4 protein-coding genes are annotated in these 4,443 nt (G+C 44.6%); all 4 read right to left on the bottom strand.

Features of this window, described 5'->3' with window-relative positions:
• Positions 1–78: 78 nt before the first annotated feature.
• Positions 79–648: a YceI family protein gene (locus tag B3M51_RS02435; protein WP_292756587.1), complete on the bottom strand. Its 570-nt coding sequence runs from the start codon at positions 646–648 to the stop codon at positions 79–81.
• Between the two features lie 17 nt (positions 649–665).
• Positions 666–1,211 carry a cytochrome b gene (locus B3M51_RS02440; protein WP_292483798.1) on the bottom strand — a complete coding sequence of 182 codons (546 nt, stop codon included), beginning with the start codon at positions 1,209–1,211 and terminating at the stop codon, positions 666–668.
• A gap of 72 nt (positions 1,212–1,283) precedes the next feature.
• A complete protein-coding gene (locus tag B3M51_RS02445) occupies positions 1,284–3,473 on the bottom strand; it encodes a YgiQ family radical SAM protein (RefSeq protein ID WP_292756590.1) in 2,190 nt (729 codons plus the stop codon).
• A 148-nt stretch (positions 3,474–3,621) separates the two neighbouring features.
• Positions 3,622–4,158 carry a L,D-transpeptidase family protein gene (locus B3M51_RS02450; protein WP_292483802.1) on the bottom strand — a complete coding sequence of 179 codons (537 nt, stop codon included), beginning with the start codon at positions 4,156–4,158 and terminating at the stop codon, positions 3,622–3,624.
• Positions 4,159–4,443: the final 285 nt, after the last annotated feature.

A 4,443-nucleotide genomic window follows, 5' to 3' on the forward strand; every position in this document is an offset into this window, starting at 1 on the left:
GAGGCTGTACCAGCAAACAGTCTGGAGGACGAGCTAAAACGTTTGTTTAAACTCGCCCGACAAGATTAATCAAATCAACTACTGTCTGATGCCTTCAATAGACAAAATCAGAAAGACTTCCTGAGAGCTTGGTCCCAATTTGCTGACATCAATATCATAGTCCTCAATGATAAAGCTGGTTTCACCATAAAAACCTACACGATAACCACCCCAAGGATCATCACCTTCACCAACTTTCTGAACTGGAATGGTCATCGGTTTGGAGACACCATGCAGCGTGAAGTCACCTTTCATCAATAATGTACCGTCTTCCTGCTGTTCGAAACTAGTGGAGGTAAAGCGAGCATCGGGATATTCAGCCGTTTCAAGAAATTGTTCACGCAAATGTTTATCACGCTCAGCAAAATTGGTATCCACACTGGCAACATCAATTTTCACATCAATTTTTGACGCTTCAGGATTTTCCGGGTCATAACTGAAAGTCCCTTCAAAATCATTAAAGCGACCGCTCATCCAGCTAAAACCCAAATGCTGAATCCGAAAATCAATAAATGCATGGGCTTTCTGGGTATCAATAACATAGTCAGCCGCGTAAGCAGGCAATGTAAACACCGTACTCATAGCCAAGGCAAAGATGGTTTTTTTCATGGTAACTCCTGTTGGTTTTAAAGATTAAGCATGCGACGCAACGTTGCATCTTTATTGATGAAATGATGTTTTAATGCCGCCAGGGCGTGAAATGAAGCCAATGCAATAATGAAATAGCCTGACCATAAATGCAGTCTGCTGACCAAGTCACTGGTTTCAACCGTTAATTTGGAAATCGCCGGAATATTGAACCAATCAAAAATGCCAAGTGGTTCGCCCTTGGCAGTAACAATCAGATAACCAGTGATGGCTAAAAGGACAATGGCAATGTTCATCAGTTGATGAGCCGCTTTAGCTGCCCATTGTTGCCAAACGGGCGTGGAGGAAATAGCTGCGGGCTTTCCAGCCAATGGACGCCAAAGCCAACGAAAAACGACCAATAGAAAAACAATAAATCCAAGCCCTTTATGCCACCAAGGTGCCTGATAATACCAATCGTCGTAATAGCCGAGATCAACCATCCATAAGCCAAGAACAAACAGACCGATTGTGAGCAGTGCAACAGACCAATGTAGCAATATGCTGATTAGACCGTAATGATCTTTGGTGTTGATTAAACGCATGCACTCCTCTCCATAGGAATCTCTTGAGATGGTTGTCAGACCCAGCTTTTACAGCTGGGTTCCATTCAAACGCTATCGTTTACGGGAACGTTGCGTTCCACTTTTTACCTTTTTGGATCGCACATGCTGTGTACGGAAAGCCGGCTGGGTTGATGGCGTTTTAGCCTTACGGGTAATACGCTTACCTTCGCCCATTTCGCCGGTGCCTTTAGGTTGAAAGCTCGGGATAAGATGTTTTTTGCCATTACCGATCAAATCAGATCTGCCCATACTTTTCAGTGCCTCACGTAACATTGGCCAGTTTTCTGGATCGTGATAACGCAGAAACGCTTTATGCAGACGCCTAACTTTCAACCCTTTTGGAACGGTAATATCGCCGCCCTGACGGCGTACTTTATGTAAGGTGTCCTTGCCCGAATGATACATTGCCGCTGCAGCTGACATGGGTGAAGGTAAATATGCCTGAACCTGATCGGCACGAAAGCCATTATGTTTTAACCATAACGCCAGATTCATCATATCTTTATCCGTCGTGCCAGGATGGGCCGCGATAAAATACGGGATCAAATACTGTTCTTTGCCAGCCTGTTTGGAATATTTATCAAACATGGCCTTAAATTTATCGTAGGTACCAATGCCCGGCTTCATCATCTGCGACAGTGGACCATCTTCGGTATGCTCCGGCGCAATTTTCAGATAGCCGCCCACATGATGCGTAACCAGTTCTTTAACGTACTCCGGTGACAGAACCGCGAGGTCATAACGCAAACCGGATGCAATCAGGATCTTTTTGATACCCGGCAGACTGCGTGCACGACGATATAAATTAATTAATGGCGTATGGTCAGTATTCAGGTTTTTACAGACACCTGGAAAAACACAGGAAAGACGACGGCAACTGGCCTCAATTTCTTCGCTGTTACAAGCAAGTCGATACATATTGGCTGTCGGACCACCGAGATCCGAAATAATGCCGGTAAAGCCGGGCGTGGTATCGCGAATCGCTTCTATCTCACGAATAATAGAATCTTCACTGCGACTCTGGATAATCCGACCTTCATGTTCGGTAATTGAACAGAAGGTACAGCCACCAAAACAGCCACGCATGATATTTACTGAAAAACGGATCATCTCATAAGCAGGAATATTGGCCTTACCATATTCCTTATGGGGCAAACGGCTGTATGGCAGATCAAATACCGCATCCATCTCTTTGGTGGTCAAAGGAATTGGTGGCGGATTGAGCCAGACATCCTGATCACCATGTTGTTGAACCAGCGCCAGTGCATTACCCGGGTTAGTCTCTAAATGCAGAATCCGTGAAGTATGTGCATAGACTATTGGATCATCTTTAACCGTTTCATAACGCGGCAGACGAATAACGGTTTTCTCAGCATTACGCGGAGAAACGCGATGAATTTTGATTACATTGGTAGCAGGTTCGACTGGCGCAGCATTTTGCTCAGCAGTTTCTGCTTTGGATTGCTCGCAGCTTTCTTCTGTCTGCATCTGGTATGGATCAATAGGCGGATTAAGCTGACCCGGCTTATCAATACTGGTGGAATCTTTTTCCCACCAGTCATCACGTCGCCCATGACGCCTTGTATAAACTGTGCCACGAACATCGATCAATTCACTAACCGCTTCACCCTGCGCCAGGCGATGGGCTATTTCAACTACCTGCCGCTCACCATTTCCGTAAACCAGTAAATCGGCTTTGGAATCCATAATTACGCTGCGACGAACTTTTTCAGACCAGTAATCATAGTGAGCAATACGGCGTAAACTGGCTTCTATGCCACCAATAACAATTGGCACACCCTTATACGCTTCCCGACAACGCTGACTGTATACAACGACGCTATGATCCGGGCGTTTACCACCCTCTCCATCAGCCGTATAGGCATCGTTACGGCGGATTTTTTTATCCGATGTATAACGGTTAACCATCGAATCCATATTGCCGCCAGTGACGCCAAAAAACAGATTTGGTTTACCCAGGCGCTGAAAATCTTCGGTGCTGTTCCAGTCGGGCTGTGAAATAATGCCAACCCGAAACCCCTGCGATTCCAGTAATCGACCGATTAATGCCATGCCGAAACTGGGATGATCAACATAGGCATCCCCGGTTATGATGATCACATCACAACTGTCCCAACCCAGAGCTTCCATTTCACTGCGTGACATTGGCAATTGCGGCGCAACACCAAAGCGGTGAGCCCAGAATTTGCGGTAAGAAAAAATATCGGGAGCGGCTTGCATACAACCTCAGATCAGCAACAGCGGAAAAATCAAAGGCTTATTGTAGCAAACACGAGATGGCTTGTTCCTAGGTTTTAAATATCGTAGATACAGTCAAACATGAAGATTACATTTATGTTCTGACATAGGTGGCTGTAATAAACACGCCCTAGGGATTAACTGCCGCTTTAAATGACTCAAGTGAATCAATAATAATTACCGGTGTGCCTTCATCAACCCACATCGCTAACTCACGCACTTCTGAGTTACGCATCGCAATGCAGCCTTTGGTCCAGTTAGATATTGCATGAATATCCAGTTTGTCTGGTGTCTCTTCCCCAATCCCATGAATGCCAATCTGTCCACCTAACGGGGTATTTTGCGGCGGTGTTTCATTGTAGATAAACGCTGCGAGAATCTTGCGATATTGCGTGCGGGTTATTCGGCCATCTTTCAGCGCTTGTTTTGCATCATCCATGTTGGGGTAATCCAGATGCATAAACAGATAAAATTTATCGCTGCTGCGAATATCTTTGATTCGATAATGACCCTGTGGGGTTCTGCGATCGCCTTCCTGCATTTTTGGCTGGCGACCACCACTGCCAAATGCCACTTTAAAAGTGCGCAAGGTTTTGTCGTTTTTTCTTACCAGTAATTTATTTTCTGAACGCACAATCACCACTTCAATGGCCTCTGAATCTGCCATCGTGACAGCAGCAGGCCAATGAAATAAAAAGACTAAGAAAAGCAGCCTAAGCATATGGCAATTAATCCGCTAAGAAAAGACAATAGATTTTTATCATAAAACGCCTGAATTATCACCTGTAAATTAATATTTTTAAAGAAATAATCGATTTAAAAATGAAATATTTTGTTTTATCAAATCATGCAATGATTGGGGTAAACCGACATCAAACTGCTGGTTAAGATTTTCGGCCAGGTCCCGATGTCTTTTTAATTGGCTTACATTGAATTTTTGCTTCAACGCCAG

Origin of the sequence: Methylophaga sp. UBA2689, from assembly GCA_002354555.1 — a bacterium.
GTDB lineage: Bacteria > Pseudomonadota > Gammaproteobacteria > Nitrosococcales > Methylophagaceae > Methylophaga.

Bases quoted from the DNA above. Each gene is read 5' to 3' on its own strand.
- B3M51_RS02435 (WP_292756587.1), bottom strand. From the start codon at position 648: ATGAAAAAAACCATCTTTGCCTTGGCTATGAGTACGGTGTTTACATTG.
- B3M51_RS02445 (WP_292756590.1), bottom strand. From the start codon at position 3,473: ATGCAAGCCGCTCCCGATATTTTTTCTTACCGCAAATTCTGGGCTCAC.
- B3M51_RS02440 (WP_292483798.1), bottom strand. From the start codon at position 1,211: ATGCGTTTAATCAACACCAAAGATCATTACGGTCTAATCAGCATATTG.
- B3M51_RS02450 (WP_292483802.1), bottom strand. From the start codon at position 4,158: ATGGCAGATTCAGAGGCCATTGAAGTGGTGATTGTGCGTTCAGAAAAT.